Source organism: Xanthobacter nonsaccharivorans (assembly GCF_043194755.2).
GTDB lineage: Bacteria > Pseudomonadota > Alphaproteobacteria > Rhizobiales > Xanthobacteraceae > Xanthobacter > Xanthobacter autotrophicus_G.
On the sequence record NZ_CM195526.1, the window covers coordinates 1,954,149 to 1,977,785 of the forward strand.

21 protein-coding genes are annotated in these 23,637 nt (G+C 69.4%); 15 read left to right on the forward strand and 6 right to left on the reverse strand.

The window, feature by feature from the left end; all coding sequences use genetic code 11:
* Positions 1–563 precede the first annotated feature (563 nt).
* From V5F59_RS08915 to V5F59_RS08930, 4 genes are all read left to right on the forward strand, one after another.
* On the forward strand, positions 564–1,373 hold the full coding sequence (locus tag V5F59_RS08915; RefSeq protein WP_393981673.1) for a UDP-2,3-diacylglucosamine diphosphatase: 810 nt from the start codon (positions 564–566) through the stop codon (positions 1,371–1,373).
* Positions 1,373–2,440, forward strand: a complete 1,068-nt coding sequence (locus tag V5F59_RS08920; RefSeq protein ID WP_393981671.1) for a glycosyltransferase family 4 protein — start codon at positions 1,373–1,375, stop codon at positions 2,438–2,440. Before V5F59_RS08915 ends, V5F59_RS08920 begins: the two co-directional genes overlap by 1 nt.
* Positions 2,437–3,429, forward strand: coding sequence for a threonine ammonia-lyase (locus tag V5F59_RS08925; protein WP_393981669.1), 993 nt, complete (start codon positions 2,437–2,439; stop codon positions 3,427–3,429). The genes V5F59_RS08920 and V5F59_RS08925 overlap by 4 nt, the downstream gene beginning before the upstream one ends.
* Positions 3,430–3,507: 78 nt before the next feature.
* Positions 3,508–4,680: an MFS transporter gene (locus V5F59_RS08930; RefSeq protein ID WP_393981667.1), complete on the forward strand. Its 1,173-nt coding sequence runs from the start codon at positions 3,508–3,510 to the stop codon at positions 4,678–4,680.
* Here the strand turns inward: V5F59_RS08930 and dgcA are convergent.
* Positions 4,650–5,630 carry an N-acetyl-D-Glu racemase DgcA gene (gene dgcA, locus V5F59_RS08935; RefSeq protein WP_393981665.1) on the reverse strand — a complete coding sequence of 327 codons (981 nt, stop codon included), beginning with the start codon at positions 5,628–5,630 and terminating at the stop codon, positions 4,650–4,652. The genes V5F59_RS08930 and dgcA overlap by 31 nt on opposite strands.
* 338 nt (positions 5,631–5,968) lie before the next feature.
* On the opposite strand from dgcA, the gene V5F59_RS08940 reads away from it, so the two are divergent.
* From V5F59_RS08940 to V5F59_RS08955, 4 genes are all read left to right on the forward strand, one after another.
* The gene (locus V5F59_RS08940) at positions 5,969–7,096 is read left to right on the forward strand and encodes an MlaE family lipid ABC transporter permease subunit (protein ID WP_393981663.1); all 1,128 of its coding nucleotides are present in this window, start codon (positions 5,969–5,971) and stop codon (positions 7,094–7,096) included.
* A 6-nt stretch (positions 7,097–7,102) separates the two neighbouring features.
* Positions 7,103–7,909, forward strand: a complete 807-nt coding sequence (locus tag V5F59_RS08945; protein WP_393981661.1) for an ABC transporter ATP-binding protein — start codon at positions 7,103–7,105, stop codon at positions 7,907–7,909.
* A gap of 69 nt (positions 7,910–7,978) precedes the next feature.
* Positions 7,979–8,902, forward strand: a complete 924-nt coding sequence (locus tag V5F59_RS08950) for an MlaD family protein (protein ID WP_393981659.1) — start codon at positions 7,979–7,981, stop codon at positions 8,900–8,902.
* A gap of 7 nt (positions 8,903–8,909) precedes the next feature.
* Positions 8,910–9,569 carry an ABC-type transport auxiliary lipoprotein family protein gene (locus V5F59_RS08955; RefSeq protein WP_393981657.1) on the forward strand — a complete coding sequence of 220 codons (660 nt, stop codon included), beginning with the start codon at positions 8,910–8,912 and terminating at the stop codon, positions 9,567–9,569.
* A 148-nt stretch (positions 9,570–9,717) separates the two neighbouring features.
* Here the strand turns inward: V5F59_RS08955 and V5F59_RS08960 are convergent, their stop codons facing one another.
* Both V5F59_RS08960 and V5F59_RS08965 read right to left on the reverse strand, forming a co-directional pair.
* Positions 9,718–10,491: a hypothetical protein gene (locus tag V5F59_RS08960; RefSeq protein WP_393981655.1), complete on the reverse strand. Its 774-nt coding sequence runs from the start codon at positions 10,489–10,491 to the stop codon at positions 9,718–9,720.
* Between the two features lie 144 nt (positions 10,492–10,635).
* A complete protein-coding gene (locus V5F59_RS08965) occupies positions 10,636–14,862 on the reverse strand; it encodes an apolipoprotein A-IV repeat region-like domain-containing protein (protein WP_393981653.1) in 4,227 nt (1,408 codons plus the stop codon).
* A 403-nt stretch (positions 14,863–15,265) separates the two neighbouring features.
* Between V5F59_RS08965 and V5F59_RS08970 the strand changes: the two genes are divergently transcribed.
* Positions 15,266–15,586, forward strand: coding sequence for a 2Fe-2S iron-sulfur cluster-binding protein (locus V5F59_RS08970; RefSeq protein WP_393981651.1), 321 nt, complete (start codon positions 15,266–15,268; stop codon positions 15,584–15,586).
* 451 nt (positions 15,587–16,037) lie between these two features.
* Here the strand turns inward: V5F59_RS08970 and V5F59_RS08975 are convergent, their stop codons facing one another.
* Entirely contained in the window at positions 16,038–18,377 is a 2,340-nt protein-coding gene (locus V5F59_RS08975) for a lytic transglycosylase domain-containing protein (protein ID WP_393981649.1), read from the reverse strand.
* Positions 18,378–18,745: 368 nt separating this feature from the next.
* Here V5F59_RS08975 and dapA point away from each other — a divergent pair, with 368 nt between their 5' ends.
* The 5 genes from dapA (at position 18,746) to V5F59_RS09000 (ending at position 21,636) form a co-directional block, all read left to right on the forward strand.
* Positions 18,746–19,645, forward strand: coding sequence for a 4-hydroxy-tetrahydrodipicolinate synthase (gene dapA / locus V5F59_RS08980; RefSeq protein ID WP_393981647.1), 900 nt, complete (start codon positions 18,746–18,748; stop codon positions 19,643–19,645).
* Positions 19,646–19,669: 24 nt separating this feature from the next.
* The gene (locus V5F59_RS08985) at positions 19,670–19,819 is read left to right on the forward strand and encodes a hypothetical protein (protein WP_393981645.1); all 150 of its coding nucleotides are present in this window, start codon (positions 19,670–19,672) and stop codon (positions 19,817–19,819) included.
* 357 nt (positions 19,820–20,176) lie between these two features.
* A complete protein-coding gene (gene smpB / locus V5F59_RS08990; RefSeq protein WP_393981643.1) occupies positions 20,177–20,653 on the forward strand; it encodes an SsrA-binding protein SmpB in 477 nt (158 codons plus the stop codon).
* 15 nt (positions 20,654–20,668) lie between these two features.
* On the forward strand, positions 20,669–21,076 hold the full coding sequence (locus V5F59_RS08995) for a VOC family protein (protein WP_393981641.1): 408 nt from the start codon (positions 20,669–20,671) through the stop codon (positions 21,074–21,076).
* A complete protein-coding gene (locus tag V5F59_RS09000; protein ID WP_393981639.1) occupies positions 21,073–21,636 on the forward strand; it encodes a peroxiredoxin in 564 nt (187 codons plus the stop codon). Before V5F59_RS08995 ends, V5F59_RS09000 begins: the two co-directional genes overlap by 4 nt.
* Here the strand turns inward: V5F59_RS09000 and V5F59_RS09005 are convergent.
* Positions 21,618–22,283 carry a uracil-DNA glycosylase gene (locus V5F59_RS09005; RefSeq protein WP_393981637.1) on the reverse strand — a complete coding sequence of 222 codons (666 nt, stop codon included), beginning with the start codon at positions 22,281–22,283 and terminating at the stop codon, positions 21,618–21,620. The genes V5F59_RS09000 and V5F59_RS09005 overlap by 19 nt on opposite strands.
* Positions 22,284–22,289: 6 nt before the next feature.
* A complete protein-coding gene (locus V5F59_RS09010) occupies positions 22,290–22,901 on the reverse strand; it encodes a LabA-like NYN domain-containing protein (RefSeq protein WP_393981635.1) in 612 nt (203 codons plus the stop codon).
* 206 nt (positions 22,902–23,107) lie between these two features.
* Here V5F59_RS09010 and rpoZ point away from each other — a divergent pair, with 206 nt between their 5' ends.
* Positions 23,108–23,497 (forward strand): DNA-directed RNA polymerase subunit omega, encoded by a 390-nt coding sequence (gene rpoZ / locus V5F59_RS09015; RefSeq protein WP_393981633.1) that lies wholly within the window; start codon positions 23,108–23,110, stop codon positions 23,495–23,497.
* Positions 23,498–23,637: the final 140 nt, after the last annotated feature.

The window sequence follows — 23,637 nt, forward strand, 5'->3', positions numbered from 1 at the left end:
TCAATGGCCCGGAGCGGTGCGGCGCGCGGTCGCTCCTGGGGCGGGCAGGCTGGCGTGGAGTTGGGGTTTGGTCAATGGTGGGGCGTGAAGAAAGTGTGTTCGCTTTCCGCAGCGGAGGGGCGCCCCGCCGCGGGCGGACGGGCTGAACGTTCGAGAGCTTCGCCGGGGCTTTGGTGTGGAAGGTGCTGAAGGCTGCCGCAGAAATGGCGCCGAATCTGCCCAAGGTGTCGAACGGTATCGATTCCCCCGCGCCGTCATCGGCGGAAGGGGGCATTGCTTCAGGCTGTCGCGGAAGAAAGTCCAGCGCGGACGGCGGATGGACTATTAGCCGTCTCCGGGCTTGCTGCGGTCCATGCGGGTTTTACTGTCTGTTTTCTGCGCATGTCCAATGTCTGGGCAATTCCCCTTCCGTTTTTCGCGCTGGCGTCATAAAAGGGAAACAGGACTCCGGCTAATTCCGGGTCATGCTCCTCAGGGGCAAGTGGGATGACGATGCGGTCCCATGCGGCGGAAGTGTCCGTGAGGAGGCTTCCGGACGGGGGACGAAAGCGGGAGGTTATGGCGTGAGCGACAGTCCCGAAGCGCGCCGCTACCGCGCCTTGTTCATTTCCGATGTCCACCTCGGCACCAAGGGCTGCCAGGCGGACCTCCTCCTCGACTTCCTCAAGTACCACGATGCGGACACCATCTATCTCGTCGGCGATATCGTCGACGGCTGGCGGCTGAAGTCCTCCTGGTACTGGCCGCAGAAGCACAACGACGTGGTGCAGAAGCTGCTGCGCAAGGGCCGCAAGGGCACGCGCATGCTCTACCTGCCGGGCAACCACGACGAATTCCTGCGCGATTACTACGGCACCCATTTCGGCGGCATCGAGGTGGTGGAGACCGCCATCCACGAGGCGGCGGACGGCAAGCGCTACCTCGTCATCCACGGCGACGTGTTCGACCTGGTGGTGCGCCACGCCAAGTGGCTCGCCTTCCTGGGGGACTGGGCCTATTCCGCCGCGCTCACCGTCAACACCTACCTGAACAAGGCGCGCCGCCGCCTCGGCCTCACCTACTGGTCGCTGAGCCAGTGGGCCAAGCTGAAGGTGAAGAATGCGGTGAACTACATCGGCAAGTTCGAGGAGGCGGTGGCCGAGGAGGCCAAGCGCCACCAGGTGGACGGCGTGATCTGCGGCCATATCCACCACGCGGTCATTCACGACCAGTTCGGGGTGCGCTATGTGAATTGCGGCGACTGGGTGGAGAGCTGCACCGCCATCGCCGAGCACGAGGACGGCCACCTCGAGATCATCTGCTGGACGCGACATCTCGAGAAGGCCCCTGCCGGGGAGCGGGACATGGTCGAGGGGGCGCGCGCGGCGGCCTGATGCGGGTTCTTGTCGCCACCGATGCGTGGCATCCACAGATCAACGGTGTGGTCCGCTCGCTGGAGCACACGGCCCGCGAGGCCGAAAATCTCGGGGCGGACATGCAATTCCTCACCCCCGAGGGATTCCGCACCATTCCCCTGCCGACCTACAACGAGATCCGCCTGGCGCTCGCCACGCCGCGCATGATCATGCGCCGCATCGAGGCCATGCAGCCGGATTTCGTGCACATCGCCACCGAAGGACCCATCGGCATGCTGGTGCGGCGGGCGTGCATCGCCTCCCGGCGGACCTTCACCACCTCGTACCACACCAAGTTTCCGGAATATCTGGCCGCCCGCGCCCCGGTGCCGGAGCGGCTGACCTATGCCTGGCTGCGCTCCTTCCACAATGCCGGCGGCGGGGTGATGGTCTCCACGGCGACGCTGGAGCGCGACCTTGAGGCGCGCGGCTTCAAGCGGCTCATGCGCTGGTCCCGCGGGGTGGACGCGGAGCTGTTCCGGCCCCGGCCGGAGGCGACGCTGAACCTGCCGCGCCCGGTCTATCTCTTCGTCGGCCGCGTGGCGGTGGAAAAGAACATCGAGGCCTTCCTGTCGCTGGACCTGCCAGGCTCCAAGGTGGTGGTGGGCGGCGGCCCGGCCCTCGCCAGCCTGAAGGAGCGCTATCCCGGCGTGCTCTTCACCGGCCCGAAGGAGGGCGAGGACCTGGCGCAGGTGTATTCGGCCTGCGACGTGTTCTGCTTCCCCTCGCGTACGGACACGTTCGGCATCGTGCTGCTGGAGGCGCTGGCGAGCGGCCTGCCGGTGGCCGCCTATCCGGTGACCGGCCCGACCGACGTTCTGGCGGACGCGACCGAGCCGGTGGGCGTGCTGGACGAAGACCTGCGCACCGCGTGCCTGAAGGCGCTCGAACTCTCACCTGCGGCGGCGCGGCGCTTTGCGTTGCGTTATACATGGCGGGAGAGCGCCCGGCAGTTTCTCGACAACGTATTGATCGCTCATGACATTGGACCTATAGCTCGGCGGTATCGCCTGCGTCGCAGGCGCAGGGTAGCAGCCGCGCCATGAGCCCCTATATCGACCCTCTTCCCACTGTGGCAGACGTGGAAGCCGCTGCCCGGCGGCTTGCGGGCGTCATCGTGCGCACGCCTCTGCTGTTTTCGCCGGAGTTGAGCGAGCGCACCGGCGCCCGTGTGTTCGTGAAGCCGGAGACCTTGCAGCGCACCGGCTCCTTCAAGTTCCGCGGCGCCTACAATCGCCTCGTGCAGATTCCCGAGGACATGCGCCCCGCCGGGGTGGTGGCCTCCTCCTCCGGCAATCATGCCCAGGGTGTCGCCGCGGCGGCGAAGCTCCTCGGCATTCCCGCCGTCATCGCCATGCCCACCGATGCGCCGGCCCTGAAGCGCGAGCGGACGCTCGCCTTCGGCGCCGAGGTGGTCGGCTTCGACCGCTCCACCGAGCATGGCGAGGACATCGCCCGCACCCTCGCCGACGAGCGCGGCTCCACCCTGGTGCCGCCCTATGACGATATCGGCGTGATCGCGGGGCAGGGCACCGTCGGGCTGGAGATCATCGAGGACCTCGCCGCCCTCGGCCTGAAGCCGGACCTGGTGGCCGCCTCCGCCGGCGGCGGCGGCCTGGTGGCGGGCATCGCCCTCGCCGCCAAGGGCTGGGCGCCGGACATGCGCATCGTCGCGTGCGAGCCGGAGGGGTTCGACGACCACGCCCGCTCCTTCCGCTCCGGCGTGCGGGAAAAGAACGTCTCCACGGTGGGCTCGTTCTGCGACGCGCTCCTCGCGCCCTTCCCGGGCGCCATGACCTTCGAGATCAATCGCCATCTCGTGGGCGAGGCCGCGGTGGCCGACGACACCGAGGTCGCCCGCGCCGTCGCCTTTGCCTTCCGCGAGCTGAAGCTGGTTGTGGAGCCGGGCGGCGCGGTGGCGCTCTCGTGCCTGCTGGAAGGCCGGCTCGGCGCCATTGCCGGACACACGGTGGTGGTGGTGCTCTCCGGCGGCAATGTGGACACCGACACTTTCATCCGCTGCCTTGAGTCCTGAGGCCGGCCCGGCGTCGGGGCCGGGCGGCCGCCCGCTCCCCGCGCCCCTTCGCGTCCTGTCCCCGTGGGGCCTCCGGCCATGATCGGGCCTGCACGGCGTGTGGCGGCCGGTGGTCTCCAGCTGCGCCTTGGCGCGGCCTATGCCACCTATTTCCTCGCCCTCGGCATCCAGCTTCCCTACCTGCCCTTGTGGCTTCAGCACCAGGGCCTCGGGCCCGAGGCCATCGGCGTCGCTTTGGCCGTGCCCATGGTGACGCGCCTGGTGGCCACGCCGGTGCTGGGCCTGCTGTCCGATCGGCTGGGACGGCCGAAGGCGCTGCTGGCGGTGCTCTCGGTGCTGACGGCCGCGGGGATGGTGGCGCTGGCGGCGAGCGGCTCCGCCTTCGCCATCTTCGTCGTCCTCGGCCTCATGGCCATGAGCTGGTATCCCGGCCTGTCCCTGCTGGATTCCTACACCTCCCGCCAGGCGCGGGCGGGGCGGGGGGACTATGGGCGGGCGCGGCAGTGGGGCTCCGGCTCCTTCCTCGTGGCGAACCTCATCGGCGGCTGGCTGGTGGGGGCGACCGGCGCGGGCGCGGTGGTCCTGCTCATGCTGGCCGGGCAACTGACCCATGTGGGTGCGACCCTCGCCCTGCCGGAGCTGCCGCGCGGCGCCCGCCAGCCTTCGCCCCTGTCAGGCCGCGCGGCGCGGCTCGGCCTGCTGGCCGGCATCCTCGCCGCCGCCCTGGTGCAGGCGAGCCACGCCCAATTCTATGCCTTCGCCTCCGTCCATTGGGCGCAGCAGGGCTATGCGCTCGGCACCATCGGCCTGCTGTGGGCGGTGGGGGTGGCGGCGGAAATGGTGATGTTCCGCTTCGGCTCCCGGGTCGTGGTGCGGTTCGGGCCGCACCTGCTCATCGTCGCCGGGGGGCTGGTGGCGGTGGTGCGGTTCGCGGCCCTCGCGGCGGACCCGCCGTTCGCGCTGCTCCTGCCGCTGCAGCTGCTTCACGCCTTCACCTTCGGCGCCACCTATCTCGGCACGGTGGAGCTCATCGCCCGCTCGGTGAGCGAGCATCGCGCCGGCGCCGGGCAGACGGCGGCGGCCTGGACCGGCGGCGTCGCCATGGCGGGGGCGAACATCGCCTCGGGGCGCCTGTGGGAGGCCTTCGGGCCGCACGCTTTCCTCGTCTCCTGCGGCATCGCCGCGGCGGGCGCGCTGCTGGCGGTTGCGGCCATGCGCCTTCAGCCCCACAGGTCGGCTTCGGGGGGATAGACCAGCGCGCCCTCATAGGTGAGGCCCGGCACCCGGTCCCGCGCCAGCAGCAGCGGCCCGTCGAGGTCCACCACCTGCGCCCGCTGCGCCACCAGCATGGCCGGTGCCATGGCGAGGGAGGAGGCGAGCATGCACCCCACCATGAGGGAGAAGCCCAGCCCCTGCGCCGCATCGGCCAGCGCCAGCGCCTCGGTGAGGCCGCCGGCCTTGTCGAGCTTGATGTTCACCGCGTCGTAGCGGTCGGCGAGGGCGGCCAGGCCGGCGCGGTCATGGACGCTCTCGTCGGCGCAGACGGGCACGCGGCGCTCGATGCGGGCGAGCACGTCATCCTTGCCGGCGGGCAGGGGCTGCTCGATCAGCTCCACGCCGGTGGCAAAGCACATGTCCATCAGGTCCTGGAGGTCGGCGGGCGCCCAGCCCTCGTTGGCATCGACGATGAGGCGGGCATCGGGCGCGGCGGCGCGGATGGCGGCGAGGCGACGGGAATCGCCCGGCGCGCCGAGCTTCAGCTTGAGCAGGGGGCGGGCCGCGGCCGCGGCGGCAGCGCGGGCCATGGCCTCCGGCGTGTCCAGGCTGAGGGTGTAGGCGGTGACGAGGGGCTTCAGCGGCGCAAGCCCGGCCAGTTCCGCCGCCCGCAGGCCACCGCGCTTGGCCTCCAGGTCCCAGAAGGCGCAGTCCAGCGCGTTGCGCGCCGCGCCGGCGGGCAGGCGATGCTGGAGCGCCTCGCGGGTGAGGCCGGCGGCGATGTCGGCGCGCAGGGCCTCGATGTCGGCGGTCACGCTCTCCACCGTCTCGCCGTAGCGGGCATAAGGCACGCACTCGCCCCGGCCGGTGATGCCGTCGGCGGTCAGCCGCGCCTCCACCACCACCGCCTCGGTCTTCGAGCCGCGGGCGATGGTGAAGGTTCCGGCGATGGGAAAGCGCTCGACGCACAGCGAAAGCGTGGCCATGAAGCAACCTTGAGGAATTAACCGTGACCGATGATTTCATCCCCCGCCGCAGCGGGGGATGCGGAAGGCGCCGGAGTGTGTCTTTCACGATCTCGACGCGGCGCCCGCTTCTCTGTATGGCTTAGGGGCAATGGCCTCATTCGTCGAGGGAAACCCGGCTTTCCGGGGCCATGACCGTGTGATGTTGCGATGCCGCAACGCACGGACAGAAGCGGGGCGCAACGGCAGGGCCTCCACGGCGGGAACTCCTGATGGGGCGTTCCGCGGGGCTGGGCCGGACATGGCACGGGTCGGGCGATGGCCGGGTGGTCCGGTCCTCGCCAAGGGAGAGGGAAGCGTTGCCCCACGCCTCGCTGATTTCCGTTCACAGCCAGGACGACCGGCTCACCGTGGCCGGGCGCGGCGCGTGGACATCCGAATATGCGGACGAGCTGGAGCTCGCCGTCGACGACACGGCGCACGCCTACCAGAACCCGAAGGGCGTGAACATCGACCTCGCCGGGGTCGAGCGCATGGACACGTTCGGCGCCCTGCTGCTGGAGCGCCTGCGCCGCGCCTGGAAGAACAAGGGCGTGGAGCCGAGTGTGACGGGGCTGTCCCCGCGCTATGCGGTGCTCATCGAGGAGATGCAGCGCACCGGGCTGGAGCAGCCGCCGCCGCAGCGCCGGCACGAGGCGATGCTGGAGCGCTTCGGCCATGAGGTGGTCAACGTCACCAAGGACGCGCTCGCGCTCCTGAATTTCGTCGGCGCGGTGGTGGCGGCCATGGGGCGGGTGCTGATGCGCCCGCGCTCCTTCCGCTTCACCTCCATGGTGAACCAGATGGACCGCGTGGGCTTCCGCGCGGTGCCCATCATCCTGCTCATCACCTTCCTCATCGGCTGCATCCTGGCGCAGCAGGGCATCTTCAACTTCCGCCGCTTCGGCGCCGACATCTATGTGGTGGACATGGTGGGCGTGCTGGTGCTGCGCGAGCTCGGCGTGCTCATCGTCTCCATCATGATCGCCGGCCGCTCGGGCAGCGCCTACACCGCCGAGCTCGGCTCCATGCGCATGCGCGAGGAGATCGACGCGCTCCGGGTGATGGGCTTCGACCCGGTGGAGGTGTTGGTGGTGCCGCGCATCCTCGCGCTCATCATCTCCCTGCCGCTGCTCACCTTCATCGGCTCCATGGCGGCCATCTTCGGGGCAGGTCTCGTCTCCTGGGGCTATGGCGGCATCACGCCGGACGTGTTCCTGCGGCGTCTGAAGGACGCCATCGACATGGACCAGTTCAACGTGGGCATGCTGAAGGCGCCGTTCATGGCCGCCACCATCGGCGTGGTCGCCTGCCTCGAGGGGCTCCGGGTGGGCGGCAGCGCCGAATCCCTCGGCGCCCACACCACCGCCTCGGTGGTGAAGGCCATCTTCCTCGTCATCGTGATGGACGGGCTGTTCGCCATGTTCTTCGCCGCCATCGACATGTGAGGCGGCATGGACGCACGGACATCGCCCCTCCCCATCGCGACCAACGGCAAGGAAGCCATCATCCGCGTGCAGGACATCGTGGTGGGCTTCGGTGACCGGGTGGTGCTCAACCACCTGGACCTGGACGTCTACCGCGGCGAGATCCTGGGCTTCGTCGGCACCTCCGGCGGGGGCAAGTCGGTGCTCACCCGTACCATCCTCGGCCTCGTGCCCAAGCGCTCGGGCACGGTGGAGGTGTTCGGGCAGAATCTCGACGACCTCTCCGAGCGCGAGCGCTCGGCGGTGGAGCGGCGCTGGGGCGTGCTGTTCCAGCAGGGCGCGCTGTTCTCCTCGCTCACGGTCAAGCAGAACATCCAGTTCCCGCTGCGCGAGAATCTCAAGCTGTCCCAGCGCCTTCTGGACGAGATCGCCTACACCAAGATCGAGATGGTAGGCCTCAAGTGCGACGTGGCGGAAAAGCTGCCGTCCGAGCTTTCCGGCGGCATGATCAAGCGCGCCGCGCTCGCCCGCTCGCTGGCGCTCGACCCCGAGATCCTGTTCCTGGACGAGCCCACCTCCGGCCTCGACCCCATCGGCGCCGGCGATTTCGACGAGCTCATCCACACGTTGCAGCAGACTTTGGGGCTCACCGTTTTCATGGTAACCCACGATCTCGATAGTCTTCATACCGTGTGCGATCGCATCGCCGCGCTGGCGGACGGAAAGGTCATCGCGCAGGGCACGATCGAAACCATGATGGAGGCGCAACACCCCTGGCTGCGGGCCTATTTCCATGGCGCGCGGGCAAGGGCGGTGCAGAACGCGCGCCGGTAGGCGGGCATCGACAGGACAAGGAGTGGCCGGGCAGCGGGAACAGGGTCGGAACCGAACCGGGACAAACGCATGGAAACACGGGCCAATTACACCATCATCGGAGCCTTCACCCTCGCGGTCCTCGCCGCGGCGTTCGGCTTCGTGTACTGGTTCGCCGGGCCGCAGGACAACCATGCCCGCAAGATCTATGAGATCTTGTTCGACGGCTCGGTGGCCGGCCTGCGCCAGGGCAACAACGTGCTGTTCAACGGCATTCCCGTCGGCCAGGTGACCAAGATGGGCCTCGTGCCGGACCAGCCGGGGCAGGTGCTGGTGACGGTGGGCGTCGACAACAACGTGCCGGTGCTGTCGGACGCACGGGCGGGCCTCGAATCCCAGGGCCTCACCGGCATCGTCGTGGTGTCGATCCGCGGCGGACGGCCCGACGCGCCGCCGCTGCCTCCGGGGCCGGACGGCGTGCCGCGCATCCTGGCGGACGGCGGGGCGGGCATGGCCGGCCTTCTCAGCTCGGCGCAGGGGGTGGCGAAGCGCATCGACCTGGTGCTGCAGGCCATCAATCCCGACGACATCAAGAGCATCATCACCAACATCGACACCTTCTCGAAGGCGGTGGCCTCCAAGTCGCAGGATGCGGCCAACCTGATCGAGCAGGCCAGCGCATTGGTGAAGCAGCTGAACGTGGTGGCGGACAAGGTGGACGTGGTGGTGGGCAACCTGCAGAAGGCCACCGAGGACAAGAACGGCCTTCTGGTTCAGGCGACGGAGGCGGCGACCTCGGTGCGCAAGCTCGCCGACAATCTGGACCAGCGCACCGCCCTGCTCACCACCGAGATCAGCCGCTTCACCGGGCCGGGCCTGCGGCAGTTCGAGGCGCTGGCGACGGACGGGCGCAAGACGCTGGGGGACATCGACCGGGTGCTGAGAAGCATCCAGCAGAACCCGCAGCAGTTCATCCTCGGCGGCAACAGCCGCGTTCCGAACTATGGGCGGTGAGCGGATCATGGGGGACCACTTGAGGGGCCGGGGCATCTTCCGCGCGGGGGGCGTGGTGGGGCAGGAGCCGGCGAGGCCGGGGAGCGGAGGGCCGTTCAGGCTCGTCGCCGGGCTGTGCCTCGCCCTGGCGCTGGCCGCCTGCGGCTCGACGCCCGTGCCCACCTACAACCTCTCGGCCCCCAGCGGCTTCACCGCCGGCGGCTCCGGCACCGGGCAGCTGGTGGTCATGGCGCCCACCGCGCTCGCCGTGCTCAACACCGACAAGGTGATGGTGGAGCCGGGCCCGGGCCAGGTGGCCTATCTGGCCGACGCCCAGTGGAGCGACAGCCTGCCGGCGCTGCTGCAGGCGCGCGCCATCCAGGCGTTCGAGAACGGCAGCAAGCTGCGCCGCGTCGCCCGCCCCGGCGACGGGGTCACGGCGGACTATCAGCTGGTCATGGACATCCGCACCTTCGCCTTGCGCATCACCGACCAGGGGCCGGTGGCGGTGGTGGAGCTGTCTGCCAAGCTCATCGGCGCGCAGAGCGGGCGCATCCTCGCAGCCCAGGTGTTCCGCGCCGCGGTTCCCGCCGCCTCATCGGCCGGGCAGGCGGCGACCTTCGCCCTCAACGATGCGGCGGATCAGGTGCTGGTGGCCATGGTGCGCTGGGCCTCCGGCCGGTTCTGAGGCCCAGGCATGGCAGAGGCCGCCGGGGCCGCGCCCCGCTGCGACAGTCATCCGGGGCCGCACCCCGCGCTGCGACGGTCACCGCCGAAATGAAAATGGCCGGGTCATGCCCGGCCATTCGTGTGTGTGGAGCGCGGCTGCGCCCGTTTCAGATTCCCACCTTGTGGAGCTGGGCATAGACGTCGTCCGCCCAAGTGCGCAGGTCCATGAGGCCGGCGTAGGCGGACCAGATCTCGATCTCGAACTTGGCGGCGAGGTCGTTCTCGGTGGCGGCGAGGGCCTCCTCCACCGGGGTGAAGGTGCGCTCGAGGTGCGGCCACAGCTCCGAGGAGCAGCGCGGCACCCGGATGAAGCTCACGCTGCGGCCGGCCGCCGCCTTCTCGATGCGCGAGAGGTTCAGCCCCTCGAAGGAGCCCCCCACCTCGTTCTCGACGATGACGATGTTGGCCACCGGCAGCGCGCCGCCCACCACCACGTCCTCGATGAGGGTGGCCACATTCTCGATGGCGTGCGTTTCCGGCTTGGTCACCACGAGCAGGTCGATCTCCGGCGAGTTGCGCTGCTGCATGATGTGGGCGACCCGCCGGTGGTGCGCCCACTGCACCAGCTGCGGCACCACGTTGGCGCCCAGGTCCAGCACCGCGCCGCCGGTGAGCAGCAGGCCGCCGAACTTGTCCCAATAGCGCAGCGGTGCATTGGCATCGTTCTCGGACTTGCTGGAGCCCAAAGGCGAGCCGATGCCCAGCTCCATCACCTTGGTGGGGAAGAACTTGCCGATCTTGGAATGGCCGGTGCCGTCGGTGAAGTCGGCCGCCACCAGCTTGTAGGCGAGCTCGCGCTTCCGCAGGGCGGAAAACACCATCTGGGCAAGGGTGGTCTTGCCCTGACCACCGGCATAGGCGGCGCAGATGTAGGTCTTCATGGAAGGCTGGCTCCGGCGGGAGGAACGATCATTTAGCGGGATACCTTAGGGGGCCCGGACGCAACCGCTGTGACGGCGCCGACACCCCGAATGCGGCAAGGGGCCCCATCCCGCAGGATGAGACCCCTCGCGGAAGTCCTCGGCTCAGTCGAAGCGGCCGGCGGCGTGGGCGAGCATGGTGTAGACCTTGCCCGTGTCCGAGGTGAGATAGGTCTTCGTCACCTCGGCGCCGTGCTCGTCCGCGGACACCTGGTCGAGCAGCCGGTCGAACTCCGCAATGTAGCGGTCCGCGGTCTCGCGGAAGGCGGCGTCGGCGCGGTACTTGCGCTTCAGCGCCTCGAAGGTCTGCTGGCCCTGCAGGGTGTAGAGCCGGCGGGAGAACACGTTGTGCTCGCCCTTGTTGTAGCGGTCCCACATGTCCACTGCCGCCTGGTGGTCCACCATGCGGGCGATGTCGGCGGACAGGGCATCGAGGCTCTCGACGCTGCCCGCGGCAGGCCGCGCCGGGCGGGCCGGCTTCTCGGCGGGGGCGAGGTCGTCGGTGGCGCGGGAGAGCAGCTCGGACAGCCAGCCTTCCTGCTCCTCGCCGGCTTCGCGGGCCGGGGTACGGGGAGCGGGACGCTCGGCATCCGGGCGGCGCTCCAGCTCGGGCCGGCGGGTGGCCGGCGCCGGGCTGCGGCGCAGCTCGGCCTGCAGGGCACCGCTCTCGGGCCGGCTGCGCAGGCCGGCGGTGTCCCGCGCCGGAGCCTCGCGCACCACGGAGGTGCGGGCCGCTTCCTGCACCGCGGTGCGGGCGGAGGCCTCCACCACGTCGAGGGCCTGGCCCTGGCGGGCGACGATCTCGTTCAGCTCGGCGAGGGCCTTGATCTGCTCGGCCACCGCGCGGCGCATGGTGGCGGCGCTGGCCTCGGTCTCGGCCGGCAGCTCGAGGATGCCGCGCTTCATCTCCTCGCGGGCGAGGGTGATGGACTGCTGCACGTCCTCGGCCACCCGCTTGAGATCCGTGGCGACCTCGGTGAAGCGGCCGCCGGTCTCGCCGAACAGGCGCTGCACGTCGTCCAGGGCCGCCGCATAGGTCGCGCGCAGGGCCTCGGCGGTGCGGGCCCGCTCCGCCTCCGCGGCGGTGCGCACCGCCTCGAACTGGCCTTCCATGACCTGGGCGGGAGCCGCGGCGGCCTCGGCCACCACGCCGGCGATCTGCCGGGCGCGGTTCTGGGCGGTGGTGAAGGTCTCCTCCAGCATGCCCTGGAAGGACTTGAGGCGGCCGTCCACCTCGGCGACGCGCTGGGTGAGGGTGGAGGCGAGCTCGTCCATGGCTGCGCGGCGGGCGGCGAGGGTGGAGTCCACCTTGTCGTGGGTGACGCCGAGGGTGTGGGACGCCTCCTCGATGAGGCGGCTGTTCTGCTCGAACCGCTCGGTGAGGCCCGCCATCTGGGCGAGGGCGCCCGTGGACACCTCGCGCAGCGACTTGATCTGGCCGTCGAAGCGCTTGGCGGTGGCGTCGGCGCTCTGGCTGATGGAGCCCACCGTGGTGGAGAAGCTGTCCACCTGGCGGGAGAAGGTGCCGGAGAACTCGCCGAGGTTCGTCACCGCCTTGGACATGGCGCCCTGGAAGGTGGTGTTGGCCTCCGCGAGGCGCTCGATGATGGAGCCCACGTCGCTCTTCAGCGAGGTGTTGGTGGCGGTGATCTCGGCCACCGCGCGCTGGCTGGTGCGCTCCAGGGCGGCGAGGAAGGTGCCGTTCTTGTCGTCGATGAGATGGGCGATCTCGGTGAGGCGGGTGCCGAGGGCGTCCGCCACCTTCTCGGAATGCTCCGTGAGGGTGCGGCCCACGTTCTGCGACAGGGTGGAGAGCGAGCGCTCCACCTCCATCGCCTCGCCGCGCAGGGCGCCGGAGACGTTCTCGATGCGGCCCACGAGGGCGTCGGCGATGGCCGTGCCGCGCACCTCCAGGGAGGTGGCGACGCCATCCAGGCGGCCGAGCACCAGCTCCTCGATGCGGTGGACGCGGCCGTCCAGCACCGAGGCGATCTCCTGGGCGCGGGCGCCGATGGAGCGGTGCACCGCCTCGGCCCGCTCGGTCACCACGTCGCCGAGGGCCTTGGAGCGGGTGGCGAAGAAGGTCTCCAGCGTCTCCACCGACTTGTCGAGGGAGTCCGTGGCGCTCTTGGTGCCCTCGGAGATGGTGCGGGCGAAGTTCACCGTGCGGGTCGCCAGCGTCTCGGTGAGGCTCTGGGCGCGCTGGTCCAGGGTCTGCTCGATGCGGGCGAAGCGCTGGTCCATGATGGTGGCCACCGAGGTGGTGGTCGCCGACAGGCGCTCGTCGAGCGTGGAGGTGGCGGAGCGCAGGTTCTCGTTCACCGAGGCGACCCGGTGGGTGATCTGGTCCACCAGCTCGGGCGCATGCACCTTCACGGTGGTGTCGAAGGCCTTCACGCCCTCCTGGATGGAGCGGGCGAGGGCGGAGCCGTCATGCTGCATGCGATCGGCGAGCTCAGTGCCGCGCACGGTGATGGTCTCCTCCATGGCCTTGAGCCGGGCGGTGAGCATCTCGCGGATGGCGTCGCCCTTGGTGCCGATGGTGGCGACCAGGATGTCCGCCGTCTCGCGGAACGCCTCGGTGACCTTGGAGCCGCGCGCGCCGATGGACTTCGTCACCTCGTTGGCGACGAGCGACAGGCGCTCGGTCATGTCGGCGCCGGCATTGTTGAGGGAGGCGGCGATCTCGCTGCTCTTCTCCACCAGCGTGGTGGTGACCTGGTTGGACGAACGGTCGAGGGAGGCGGTGATGCGATCGCCGGTCTCCGAGAGGCGGTGCTGGAGGTCCTCTCCACGCACGGCCACGGCTTCGTAGATGCGGTTGCCGGTGCTCTCGATGCGGTCGGCGAGGTCGGTGCCGCGCACGGTGAGGGTCTCGGCCACGCGCTCGCCGGTGTCTTCCAGCTTGCGCACCAGCTCGCCGCCCCGGGTGGAGAAGTCGAGCACGGCGGCCTCGCTGGTGGCGCGGAAGGCGGCGTTGACCTCGGCGACGCGGATCTCGATGTCGTCGGCGAAGCGGCCGGAATTGTCGGCGAGGCTCTCGCCGATGCCGCTCTTCAGGCGATCGATGTTGGTGGCGATGTCCTCGCCCCAGCGGTCGATCAGCTGGGCCACGTCCGAGGTGGTGGAGAGCAGGTTGGAGGCGAGGTCGTCGGTGCGCGACTTCAGGGTGTGCACCAGCACGTCGCCGGATTCCGACAGGTCCTGCCGGATGTCGGAGCCGGTGAGCTGGAGCCGGTCGATCAGCTCGCCGCCCTTGGCGGTGAGGCTGTCGATCATGCTGTCGCCCACGCGGGCCAGGGCGGCGGTGATGTGCTCGCCCTTCTGGCCGAGGATCTCGGTGACCTGCTCGGAGGCCTCCATCATGGTGCCGTGGATGCGGGAGGCGACGTCCTTCACCTCGTTGGAGAGGACGGCTTCCGCGCTCACGAGGCCCTCGCGCAGGCGCTCGGTCTCGATCTGGATGTTGTGGCGCTCGGACTGCAGCTCGTCGATGAGGGTGCGGATGCGGCCCTCGTTCTCCTCGTAGGCACGCTCCAGCACCGACACCTCGGCGCGCACCATGGCTTCCAGCTCGCCGGCGCGGGAGATGGCGCGGTCGATGCCGTCGCCCATGGCCGCCACCTCGCGGCGCACCGCCTGGCCGACGGTGACGACGCTTTCGGTGGCGATGGATTCGGGCTGGGCGAGGCGCAGCGCCACCTCGGTCATGGACCGGGCGATGCCGTGCAGCTCCAGGGAGCGCTGCATGACGCTCGCCATCCCGAAGAAGCCGGCCGGGGGCAGAAGGATGGAGGCGAAGATGCCGAGCAGCGACGGGGAGTCCGCCAGCGACTGCACGCCGTTGGAGCTCGCCATCAGGCCGCGGTGGAAGGCATAGGCGAAGCCCACGCCGAGGATGATCCACAAAAGCGAGGCGCCCGCCGCCCAGTAATAGGGCGTGGCGGAGGGGCGCTTCTGCAACTGGCCGAGCAGCTGGCCGATGGTCTGGCGGTCATCGTTGGCGGCGGAGGCGCGGCGGTCGTTGTCGATGCGGGCGCGGGGCGCACCCTCGCGGCGGCCCTCCGGGCGCCCTTCGGGACGGGCCTCGGGGCGCGGCTCGGCGCCTTCCGGCGGCCGGGGACGGCGCGGAATGCCGCGGCCTTCGCGGGGCGGCGCGGCGGGCAGGGGGCGGTCGAGCGGTGTCGTGCGCTCAAGCGGGAAGGCCGGCTCCGCCGCCTTGGGTGGGGCGGCAGCCGCGGTTTCGGCATTGTCGAGCTCCAGGGTCAGAGCCTCCTGGATCGCCGACAGCGCCGCCTCGGTCGGATCCTGGATCTTCTTCGGAGTCTTCATGTCGCTTTCGCCTCTGCCTACGACGGCGCCAGCCTCGGCGGCGCCTACTCCAAACTTAACCCCTCCGGCAGCCCCAGCGGCCCCACGGAAATGGTTTATCGTTCCTTATCCTAGACATGGTGCGGTGCGGATTGAACCGTCCCGGCCGCATTTGTGAAAAGATCGTTAACGGGAAAGCGCAAGCTGGGGCTTGGCCTTAGCGGACGCCGCGCGCATCGGCGCCGGCACCGCCAAGGTACAGCCGGCATCCGGACGGCGCGAGCCCGTCGGTGCGCGGGAGGCCGGGACGCTGGCGCGGCGGCCCGCTTGCCGCTATAGCCTTCGGCCAGGCCGGCGCTGCCGAAGCCATGCCCTTCCACCCCCGTTCGCCACGGCACGAGAACGCTAACCCAGCGGCTGTTTCATGGTTGCCATCACATTCATCGAATTCGACGGAACCTCCCACACGGTCGAAGGCCTCGAGGGCGCGACCGCCATGGAGACGGCGGTGCGCAACGGCGTGCCGGGCATCGTCGCCGAATGCGGCGGCGCCTGCGCCTGCGCCACCTGCCATGTCTATGTGGGCGAGGGCTGGATGGACAAGGTCGGCCCGGCCTCCGAGATGGAGGAAGGCATGCTGGACTTCGCCACCGACGTGCGGCCGAACTCGCGCCTGTCCTGCCAGATCAAGCTGACGGCGGCGCTCGACGGCCTCGTGCTGCATACGCCGGAGACGCAGGGCTGAGGATAGCGGGGGGCGCCCGGGGTTCGGGAGCTAGGTCGGTCTAGGTCACGGTGACGGATGGTCGGCTGTCGGGCAAAGAGCCGCCCCCGTGCCCCGGACAAGCGAAGGCGAAGCCTGAGCGCCGATCCGGGGCCCAGGTCCGGGGCTCAGGGGAAAATCCTGCGCAGCAGGCGATACTTATCGTGTTCTCCGATGAAGCCGCCTTCGGCGCGCCCTTGCGCTGGGCCCCGGCTCTCCTTCCGCTTTTCGCTCCAGTCGGCCGGGGCACGAGATCGCTGTGTCCGCTGGCGGACCTCGGTAGGAGCCTCCATAAGTGTGGCCCCTTTCCCCGTGGGGGAGAGCGGATGGGCGCAGTGGCGTTCCGGCCCGGCCGCTACTCGGCGCCAGCCGGTGTCCGGACGCGCAGGGCCATGACGGTTCGGGAAGGCTGGGAGGAAAGCCGCGGCGCGCCTCAGCGGCCGCCGCGCAGGTCCGCTTCCATCTGCAGCTTCGACGAGATGTTGAAGCGCACTTTGTACACTTGGTAGTTCTCCATCACCCGCTGCACGTAATTGCGGGTCTCGGAGAAGGGGATGGATTCCACCCAGTCCACCACGTCCACGTCCGGGTCGCGGGGATCGCCGTAGCGCTGGATCCACTTGGCCACGTTGCCGCGGCCGGCATTGTAGGCCGCGAACACCAGCACGTAGTTGCCGCCGTAGTTCTGGATGAGCTCGCCCAGCTCCGCCGCGCCGAACTGCACGTTGTAGGACTGGTCGCTCATGAGGCGCGCCTCGCTGTAAGGCGCGCCGGTCTGCTTCGCCACCTCGCGGCCGGCGGCGGGCGTCACCTGCATCAGGCCCATGGCCTTGGCGCTGGAGACGATGCGGGCGTCGAACTGGCTCTCCTGCCGCGCCACCGCATAGATGGCGGCCTTGTCGGTGGGATAGCCGATGGGGGTGTAGCCCGGCAGGCCGAAGGTGGGGAACGCCTCCGCCTCCAGCGGGTGGCCGGAGGCGAGGCCCTCCTTGCCCACCACCAGCGCGCCGCGCGGATCGCCGTTGCTCTCGGCGAGGTTGGCGAGCATGGCGAGCTGGGCCGGGTCCTCCATGCGCCAGGCGAGGTCGTAATAGATGGTGATGGGGATGTCGCGCTCGCCGATGGCGTAGAGCATGCGGATGGCCTTCACCGGCTCCAGGCGGGCGAAGGTGCCGCGGCTGTCGAACGAGGCCTGCGGCGTGCCGGGCAGGGCCACCGGCGCCATGCCGAGCTTGGTGCGCGCGAGCTGGCCGTAATAGGTGGCGGGGAAATGCGCCGCGGCCTGATAGCCCTGGCGCGCGCGACCGCCGTCGCCCGCCGCCTCCGCCGCCCGCGCCTGCCAGTAATAGGCGCGCGACAGGGTGATGGGGTGCTTCTGGTCGTCGTCCATCTTGGCGAAATGCTGCGCGGCGGTGCGCGGGTCCTTCAGGAGGCGCAAGGCGATCCAGCCCGCGGTCCACTGCTGCTCGGCGCGGTAGTTGTCGGCCTTGGGCGTCACGCCGGTGGCGGCGACGCGATAGGCGGTCTGGAAATCGCCCTCGTCGATCAGCTCGCGGGCGACGAGCCGGCGCTCGATCCACCACTCGTCCGGATCCGCGCGGGCGGCGTCGTTGCCGGCGCCGGCCAGCAGCGCGCGCGCAGCGTCCTGCGGCTTGTCGGCCCGGCGGGCAAGCTGGGACTTGGCGAAGAGATAGGCGGGGTCGTTCGCCAGCGTGAAGGGCACCTGGGCGAGCAGCTTCTCGCCGTTCGCCTCCTTCCTGGCGATGGCCATGCGGGCCTTGGTGAGGGCCACGATGTCGGAGCCCGCGCGGGCGGCGGCGCGCAGGGCGCGGGCATCGTCCGGCTTGTAGCTGAAGCGGTCGGCGCGGAGCTTGTGGTCGGCGCGGGTGAGGACGGAGCCGAACTCGGCGAGGATCTTCTCCTCGAACAGCTCGTTCAGCTCGTCCTCGCGATAGGCCTCGCGCACCCAGTCGGCCGCATCCGAGCGGTTGCCGACGGAGATGAGGTAGCGGGCGAGCGCGACCTTGCCCTCGCCGGTGAGCGGGCCCTGCTCGGCGAAGAACGCGGCCGTCTTGGCGGGATCCTTGTTCTCCTGGAACAGCACGCGCTCGGCCCGGCGGCGCAGGGTGTTCTGCGTGGGCCAGCCGGGCTTGTCCTTCAGGAAGGCGTTGATGGTCTCGAACCCGAGGTCGTTCGGCGCATGGCGGATGACGAGCCAGGTCACGAGGGCGCGCGCCGCCGGGTCGTCGAGCTGCTGGGCGGCGCTCATGGCCTCGCCGGCGCGGCCGTTCTTGGCGGCGCGCACGGCATCGCGCAGCACCGCGAGGTCGCCGCCGGGAATGTTCGAGGAGGCGCCCAGGGTCGGCGCCGGCTGGACAGGGGCGGGGCGGGAGGTGGTGGCCTTGCCGGAGGACGACTTCGAGGAGGACTTGCTGTCCTTCGCGCTCTTGCCCTTGTCGGCCGCCTTCGCATCCTTGCCCTTCGCGTCCTTGGCGGACACGGGCTTCGAATCGGCGTGCTTCGCGTCTGTCTTCTTGGTGTCTGTCTTCTTGGCGTCCGCCTTTTTCGTATCGGCCTTCTTGGAATCGGCGCTCTTGGAATCGGCGTTCTTGGCGTCCGGCTTCTTCGCATCCGGCTTCTTGGCGGCGGATTTCGAATCGGAGGATTTGGCCGCGGGCGTCTGCGCGGTTTCCGCGGCAGCCGGGATCGCCCCGCTCCAGGCGAGGGCGATGGCGAGCGCGCTCGCGGAAATCAGGCTCGAGACAGGCGACATTTGGCTCCCTCACGGCGGGTCTTGGTTACTGTTTGATTTCCCCCTCGGGCCGCATGTTCCGTCACCGGTGTTGACGAAACCCTAACCAGATTGACGTTGGAAGAGGGCGAAAGCGGGGCTGAAACCGAAGGTTGTCGTCAGCAATCGCAAGCTCTTGGCGCCGGTGTCCGATACCGCCCGGAGGGCCGCGGGCCGGGTGGGACCGCATCCCTGCGTGATCCTGCTCCCCCCTTTCCGGCCGGCCGGCAAAAGGATAAGGGTTCAGGTCCGCACCCCCCGCCGTCCGGGCGGAGGAGCCGCCGGACGATCGCGCTCACGCGATCGTCATCGGCCAACCGACAAAAGCCAGGAAGCAAGGCCTCAACGCCATGTCGCCCATTCCGTCCCCGTCGCCGTTCCGCGGTTCGTTCACCGCCCTCGTCACCCCCTTTCGCGACGGCGCGCTGGATGAGAAGGCGTTCCGCGCCTTCGTCGACTGGCAGATCGCCGAAGGCACCCACGGCCTCGTCCCGGTCGGCACCACCGGCGAGAGCCCGACCGTTTCCCACGAAGAGCACAACCGGGTCGTGGAGTGGACCGTGCAGCAGGCGGCCGGCCGCGTCCCGGTCATGGCCGGCGCCGGCTCCAACAACACCGCCGAGGCGGTGACCCTCGCCGAGCACGCCCAGAAGGTGGGGGCCAACGCGCTGCTGGTGGTGACGCCCTATTACAACAAGCCGACCCAGGAAGGCCTCTTCCGCCACTTCAAGGCCATCGCCGATGCGGTGGACCTGCCGATCTTCATCTACAACATCCCGAGCCGCTCGGTGATCGACATGTCGGTCGAGACCATGGCCCGCCTGTTCGAGATCAAGAACATCGCCGGCGTGAAGGACGCGACCGCCAACCTCGCCCGTGTCTCGCTGCAGCGCCAGGTGCTGGGGCCGGACTTCATCCAGCTCTCCGGCGAGGATGCGACCGCGCTCGGCTTCATGGCCCACGGCGGCCACGGCTGCATCTCGGTGGCCTCCAATGTCGCCCCGCGCCTGTGCTCGGAGTTCCAGACCGCCTGCCTCGCCGGTGATTTCAAGGCCGCGCTCGCCATCCAGGACAAGCTGATGCCGCTGCATACGGCCCTGTTCGTGGAGACCAACCCCGCTCCCACCAAGTATGCCCTTTCGCTGCTCGGCAAGATGAGCGAGGAGGCCCGCCTGCCCATGGTGCCGGTCTCCGAGGCCACCCGCGCCGTGGTGAAGAGCGCCATGGTCCACGCCGGCCTCATCAACTGAGGCCGGCCCTGCCATGCTTCGGCAATGACCACGCTGCGGGATGAGGCCATCGCGGAGATCCGCAAGCTGCCCGCCGCCGAGCGGGACGCTCTGGATTATCCGCTGAGGCCGGAGCAGGTGGCACAGATGAAGCGGCGCTCCGAGCCATCGGGGGCGGCGCCATGGAGTTCGTGAGCGAGGAGGTGGCGGCGGTCCTGGGGCGCTGCGGGTTGTGAGGATCCGCGATGCGGCACCGGGGCGTCGCCATGCCGATGGGATTGATGGCTTCATCGCCGCAGGCAATCCCGCCGCCCTCAGGGGCCCGGAGGACATCCGGCCGGCGTAAGCCCTGTGCAGATGGCTCCGCATGCGGGGCGATGTGGACAGGGGGCACCCGCGAGCAGGTCGTCCGGCGACGGCCCTCCGAGATCATCAATCGCATCGGGCCGGGGGGCGACCGTCTCACCGTGCTCGGCATCTACCACATGGCGCGCTGGCGCCCTTGACCGTGGCGGCTTGCTTCCCCGGTGCGCCGAGACCACATTCCGAACCATGAGCAACAAGAAGACCGAAGCCCCCCGCAAGATCGCCGCCGACAACCGGCGCGCCCGCTTCGATTTCGAGATCGGCGAGACCTTCGAGGCGGGCATCTGCCTGACGGGCACCGAGGTGAAGAGCCTGCGCACCGGCAAGGCCACCATCGGCGAGAGCTACGCCGCCCAGAAGGCCGGCGAGATGTGGCTCTACAACGCCTATATCCCTGAATATCTCGAGGCCAACCGCTTCAACCACGAGACCCGCCGGCCGCGGAAGCTGCTGCTGCACAAGCGCCAGATCGCCAAGCTCGGCCAGGCGGTGGAGCGCGAGGGCATGACCGTGGTGGCCATGAAGATCTATTTCAACGATCGCGGCCGGGCCAAGGTGGAGCTGGCGCTCGCCCGCGGCAAGAAGGCCCACGACAAGCGCGAGGCCTCCAAGGAGCGCGACTGGGCGCGCGACAAGGCGCGCCTCATGCGCGACCGGGGCTGAACGGGGGCCGGCAGCATGGCAGCGGGCAGGATCGCCTTCGACCATTGCGTGGTGCACGTGAGCGATTTTGCGCGCTCCAATCCCTTCTACGCCTCGGTGCTCGGGGCGGAGGTGGTGGGCGTGGGAACCGGCTTCGCCTATCGCTTTGGCGACCGGCAGCTGAACCTGCATGGGCCGGGCGTCGATGCAGCGCCGGTGGCGCGCCTGCCGGTGCAGCCCGGCAATAGCGACCTGTGCTTCCGCTGGCCCGGCCCCATCGCCGAGGCCATCGCCCACCTTGCCGCCCACGGCATCACGCCCGAGCTCGGGCCGGTGCCGCGCTTCGGGGCGAAGGGCAGGGGCACCAGCGTCTATTTCCGCGATCCGGACGGTTCGCTTCTGGAGTTCATCTCCTACGACGACACGCAGCAGGAGACGCCATGACCACCTACAACACTCTTCCCGATGGCCTCCCCGCGCCGGAGGACGATGGCGCGGCCTCGCATCTTCCGGGCCTCGAGCTGCCCATCATCGAGCTGCCGGCCACCGACGGGCGGCGGATCGATCTCTCAGCCTTGTCCGGGCTGACGGTGGTCTATGCCTATCCGCGCACCGGCGTGCCGGGCGAGCCACTGCCCGCCGGCTGGGACGAGATTCCCGGCGCCCGTGGCTGCACCCCGCAGTCCTGTGCATTCCGGGATCATTTCGCGGACCTGAAGGGCGCCGGGGTGGAGCATGTCTTCGGCCTGTCCCTGCAGGACACCACCTACCAGAGCGAGGTGGCGGAGCGGCTGCACCTGCCGTTCCCCCTGCTCTCGGACCACCGGCACGAGCTGACCCACGCCATCCGCCTGCCGACCTTCTCGGTGGAGGGGGCGCTGCTCCTGAAGCGGATCACCCTCATCATCGAGGAAGGGGCGATCAGCCACGTCTTCTATCCGGTGTTCCCGCCGGACCGGAACGCGGCCGACGTGCTGGCGCACCTTCACAAGCTGTCGAGATAGCTGCGCGCAGCGCCGAAGACCGCATGGAACATGGCCGGCGTCAGCACCCCGGTATTGGTGTTGTAGCGGGAGCAGTGGTAGCTCGCGAACAGCCGCACGCCGCCGATCTCGCCGGCGACACCGTGGCCGAACTTCAGCCGCGAGGCCCGCTCGCCCAGCGCCGCCAGCGTGGAATCATGGGCGATCTTGCCCAGCGTCACGATGGCGGAAAGGCGCGGCATCTCCGCCACGGCGGCGGAAAGGAAGGTGCGGCAGGTGCGGATTTCCTCCGGCGTCGGCTTGTTCTGGGGCGGGACGCAGCGGACGGCGTTGACGATCCGCGCATCGGTGAGCGTCAGCCCGTCGTCGGGCCGGGCCTCATAGCCGCCGGTGGCGAAGCCGAACTTCAGCAGGGTGGAGTAGAGCAGGTCGCCCGCATAATCGCCGGTGAAGGGCCGGCCGGTGCGGTTGGCGCCGCGCAGGCCGGGCGCGAGGCCGACGATGAGCAGGCGCGCGTCCTCCGGCCCGAAGGCCGGCACCGGGGCATTGTGCCAGGACGGCTCGGCCCCGCGCCATTCCTCGCGGAATTCCACGAGGCGGGGGCACAGGGGGCAGTCGCGCCCCGGCTCGGCGGCGGATGCCGGCGCCGCCCTGGATGTCCGCGCCATGGCCGGTCAGGCGTCGTTGACGTCGTTCGCGGTCGCCGGAGCGTTGCGCCGTTCCAGGAAGCGCGGGGTCTCCTGCATGCGGCCCTGCCGCTCGGCGGGATCGCGCCCGATCTTGGGCTGCAGCTCTACGAGGTCGATGAAGACGTCCGCCTGGCGGCGCAGGTCGTCGGCGATCAGCGGCGGCTGGGTGGAGATGGTGGACACCACCGACACGCGCACGCCCTTGCGCTGGAGCGCCTCCACCAGGGAGCGGAAGTCGCCGTCGCCGGAGAACAGCACAATGTGATCCACATGCTCCGCCAGCTCCATGGCGTCCACGGCGATCTCGATGTCCATGTTGCCGCGCACGCGGCGACGGCCCTGCGCATCCGTGAATTCACGGGCGAGCTTGGTGACCACCGAATAACCGTTGTAATCGAGCCAGTCGAGGAGAGGACGGATCGAGGAATATTCCTGGTCCTCGATCAGTGTCGTGTAATAGAAGGCCCGCAACAGGTAGCCGCGGCTCTGGAACTCCTTGAGGAGCCGCTTGTAATCGATGTCGAAACCGAGCGCTTTGGTTGCCGAATAGAGATTGGCGCCATCTATCAGAAGAGCGATCTTTTCCAGGCCCTGCATACAAAAAGTCCGCCGGTGGTATGGAATGGGCGTAACGGAGAACGGCTGCAAACCACGTCGTCCATGTGCCTTTCTCCGACGAAGGCCCGCCCAACGCAAGCGAAAAAGGCATGCGAGGCTTGCCCCCTGTGGTGAATTGCTGTATCTGGCGCCTCTTCTCAGGTCCATGATCCAGCGCAACACGCGCTCTAGGGAGTGACGAGCCCATGGCCCGTGTCACGGTTGAAGATTGCATCGACAAGGTGGACAACCGGTTCGAACTGGTCCTCCTCGCTGCCCATCGGGCGCGGATGATCTCCTCGGGCCAGCAGATCACCATCGATCGCGACAACGACAAGAATCCCGTCGTGGCCCTGCGCGAGATCGCGGACGAGACGGTGAGCCCCGAGGACCTCAAGGAGGACCTCATCCATTCGCTGCAGAAGTACACCGAGGTGGACGAGCCCGAGCCCGAGGCGGTTCCGCTCATCGCTTCCGGCGAGAGCCTGTCCGGCGACGATAGCGACGTCATGCTCGACCGCATGACCGAGGAAGAGCTGCTGGCCGGCCTCCAGGGCCTCGTTCCGCCCGAGCACAACGACGACGACGAGGGCTGAGCGCTTCAGCCTTCGCAGGAAATCAGATGAAAACGGCCGGCATTCGCCGGCCGTTTTTCGTTTGTGGCGTCCGCTGGGAGTCGGCGGGAAACGCGCGTCCCGCCGGACGGGGCAGGGCGGATGAATACGGTGCCTTGGTG

Bases quoted from the DNA above. Each gene is read 5' to 3' on its own strand.
- V5F59_RS08920 (WP_393981671.1), top strand. From the start codon at position 1,373: ATGCGGGTTCTTGTCGCCACCGATGCGTGGCATCCACAGATCAACGGT.
- V5F59_RS08925 (WP_393981669.1), top strand. From the start codon at position 2,437: ATGAGCCCCTATATCGACCCTCTTCCCACTGTGGCAGACGTGGAAGCC.
- V5F59_RS08930 (WP_393981667.1), top strand. From the start codon at position 3,508: ATGATCGGGCCTGCACGGCGTGTGGCGGCCGGTGGTCTCCAGCTGCGC.
- dgcA (WP_393981665.1), bottom strand. From the start codon at position 5,630: ATGGCCACGCTTTCGCTGTGCGTCGAGCGCTTTCCCATCGCCGGAACC.
- V5F59_RS08945 (WP_393981661.1), top strand. From the start codon at position 7,103: ATGGACGCACGGACATCGCCCCTCCCCATCGCGACCAACGGCAAGGAA.
- V5F59_RS08950 (WP_393981659.1), top strand. From the start codon at position 7,979: ATGGAAACACGGGCCAATTACACCATCATCGGAGCCTTCACCCTCGCG.
- V5F59_RS08955 (WP_393981657.1), top strand. From the start codon at position 8,910: ATGGGGGACCACTTGAGGGGCCGGGGCATCTTCCGCGCGGGGGGCGTG.
- V5F59_RS08960 (WP_393981655.1), bottom strand. From the start codon at position 10,491: ATGAAGACCTACATCTGCGCCGCCTATGCCGGTGGTCAGGGCAAGACC.
- V5F59_RS08965 (WP_393981653.1), bottom strand. From the start codon at position 14,862: ATGAAGACTCCGAAGAAGATCCAGGATCCGACCGAGGCGGCGCTGTCG.
- V5F59_RS08970 (WP_393981651.1), top strand. From the start codon at position 15,266: ATGGTTGCCATCACATTCATCGAATTCGACGGAACCTCCCACACGGTC.
- V5F59_RS08975 (WP_393981649.1), bottom strand. From the start codon at position 18,377: ATGTCGCCTGTCTCGAGCCTGATTTCCGCGAGCGCGCTCGCCATCGCC.
- dapA (WP_393981647.1), top strand. From the start codon at position 18,746: ATGTCGCCCATTCCGTCCCCGTCGCCGTTCCGCGGTTCGTTCACCGCC.
- V5F59_RS08985 (WP_393981645.1), top strand. From the start codon at position 19,670: ATGACCACGCTGCGGGATGAGGCCATCGCGGAGATCCGCAAGCTGCCC.
- smpB (WP_393981643.1), top strand. From the start codon at position 20,177: ATGAGCAACAAGAAGACCGAAGCCCCCCGCAAGATCGCCGCCGACAAC.
- V5F59_RS08995 (WP_393981641.1), top strand. From the start codon at position 20,669: ATGGCAGCGGGCAGGATCGCCTTCGACCATTGCGTGGTGCACGTGAGC.
- V5F59_RS09000 (WP_393981639.1), top strand. From the start codon at position 21,073: ATGACCACCTACAACACTCTTCCCGATGGCCTCCCCGCGCCGGAGGAC.
- V5F59_RS09005 (WP_393981637.1), bottom strand. From the start codon at position 22,283: ATGGCGCGGACATCCAGGGCGGCGCCGGCATCCGCCGCCGAGCCGGGG.
- V5F59_RS09010 (WP_393981635.1), bottom strand. From the start codon at position 22,901: ATGCAGGGCCTGGAAAAGATCGCTCTTCTGATAGATGGCGCCAATCTC.
- rpoZ (WP_393981633.1), top strand. From the start codon at position 23,108: ATGGCCCGTGTCACGGTTGAAGATTGCATCGACAAGGTGGACAACCGG.